Source organism: Methanobrevibacter sp. (genome assembly GCF_045577275.1).
Classification (GTDB): Archaea; Methanobacteriota; Methanobacteria; order Methanobacteriales; family Methanobacteriaceae; genus Methanobrevibacter.
This window is the reverse complement of sequence record NZ_JAZNIB010000021.1, coordinates 1-2,191: the sequence shown is the minus strand read 5'-3', so window position 1 is coordinate 2,191 and position 2,191 is coordinate 1. Positions and strand designations below refer to the sequence as shown.

Here is a 2,191-nt window from a genome sequence, read left to right as displayed (position 1 = left end):
TACTAATTATTTTTTAATATTAAAGCAATATTGAATTTATAATCTATTTATATTGTAAAACAAACTTTTATATAGTGTTATTTCCAAATTAAATAATACAATGCATATTATTTTAGAATAAGTGCTTTATAAACTATTTAATAAATGGAAATGTCTATAGTTTTTAGGTGTTGACATGGAGTAGAGTGTAATTGGATTGTTTGTTTAGGATTTTTTATTTTTTCACTTGGACATTTCAGGAGGATAGTATGTTAAAAAATAAAAAATTCCATCTCCCATTTAGATATGATGTTGAAGACCAGATATTTATTATTTGCATGTCTGAAATTGAGGAATTTCCAAATTACATTACTAAAATTTCAGACATTGAAAATAAATATGACAGCAGGGTCATTTCGCCTTCATTTGAGAATTTGAATTTAGATTCTGTAAGACAAAAATCTAATGGGGATTTAATAAATATAGAACATCACTCCTCCATCAATGATGATTTGATGATGCGTGATTATGGCTACTGTGTAAGTTTACACAAGGCTTCTAAAAAACAGGTATTGCCATTTATTTTCTATACTGGTAAATTGCCAGTCGAAAGGGTTCATTATTTAAATGATTTGATGTTTTTTAGTCCTATGTGGTTCATTACGCAGGAGATTAATGGCAATGCTTTACTTAATAACTTGAAATATAAGGTATCTAATCAAAAAAAGTGGGATGCTTACGATATTTTAGATTTCATTTGGATTCCCACATTTTATAATGATTTGCCTATGGAGGATCTTTTATTAGAACTTTTAGAATTATTTGGCCATATTATTATTGAAGATTCATTATTGGATACTGCACGAAGATGTTTGGAATTATGGATAGGAAATAAAATTAGGAAATCAAAAAATGCAAATTTTATAAAGGAAGTGTTAAGAATGTCTGAATTGGTTCAAAGACCTTTTGAGGAAGTGTTGGAAGAGGCTATAATAGCCAATTGTTTGGAACAGTTTGAAGAGGCTACATTGGAAAGAGGGAGAGAAGAAGGAAGGGAAGAAGGAAGAGAAGAAGCTAAAGAAAGGGAAGGATTATTAATTTCTAAACTTTTAGAGGTTTATGGTCCTGAAGAACTTTCTAAGGATTTGAATATTCCTCTAGAGAGGATTTTAGAGATTAAGAATTCCAAATAATTTCTTTCTTTTTTCAATTTTTCTTCTTTTTCGTTTTATTTTTCAGATAAATATATTAAAACTTTTTTATATAATAAAAACTATGATAACATTTATAACTGGGAACGAACATAAAGTAATAGAAGCAGAGAATATTTTCAAACTTTTTGGTGTTGAACTAGAGCATATTGATTTAGGCTACATGGAACCTCAAGGAACTCTTGAGGATGTGGCAAAATTCGGTGCTGAATATGCTTGCCAAGAGTTAAATCGCTCTGTGATTGTTGAAGATGCTGGTTTATTCATAAGAGCTTTAAACGGTTTTCCAGGAACCTATTCAAAATTTGTACAGAATTCACTTGGAAACCAAAATATATTGAAGCTTATGGATGGAGTTGACGATAGATACGCTGAATTCAGGTCAGTTATTGGCTATTGCACACCCAATTCTGAGCCCAAGGTCTTTTTAGGGCGTGTCAAAGGTCAAATCGCTTTTGAAGAAAGAGGCAATCTTGGATTTGCATTCGATCCAATATTTTTAGTAGAGGAAGAAGGCAAAACCTTTGGAGAGCTTACTACTGAAGAGAAAAACCGGTTTTCCCATAGAAGAAATTCTTTAGAAAAATTTATCAATTGGTATACAAATCAAGATGATAAATAATAAACTTTTTAATATTTTTTAATTAGCGAAAGATATTATAGACAGTTTTATCGAGGATTTGGTCTCTTTTATAGATAATGGATTGGTTTATTTTAAAATTGGAATCGTTTATCCTTTGATTTAAAAAATAAAACAATATTTTTATTTAAATGAATCGCTTAAACTTCTAATTTAAATAAGTAGTCTTTTTATTAAAATGATATTGGGATTTAAATCAGGTAAAATCGTTTATTCTATTTTAGTTTGATTGATTGTTTTGAAACTTATTGTTTTAAATTTTGATTAATATCAGTTATTTTTTAAAGGTTTTTTCATTTTGAATTTAAAATGGTTTTTTAGGTGATAAACAATCGTTTATGATTATTTTAAATCTTTTAAT

Annotated in this window: 2 protein-coding genes; both read left to right on the top strand. The window is 28.3% G+C overall.

Features of this window, described 5'->3' with window-relative positions:
- Window positions 1-413 precede the first annotated feature (413 nt).
- Entirely contained in the window at window positions 414-1,172 is a 759-nt protein-coding gene (locus tag ACKI67_RS00830; protein WP_407461490.1) for a hypothetical protein, read from the top strand.
- Window positions 1,173-1,254: 82 nt separating this feature from the next.
- Complete coding sequence (locus ACKI67_RS00825; RefSeq protein ID WP_407461489.1) at window positions 1,255-1,812, top strand: XTP/dITP diphosphatase; 558 nt, start codon at window positions 1,255-1,257, stop codon at window positions 1,810-1,812.
- Window positions 1,813-2,191 lie beyond the last annotated feature (379 nt).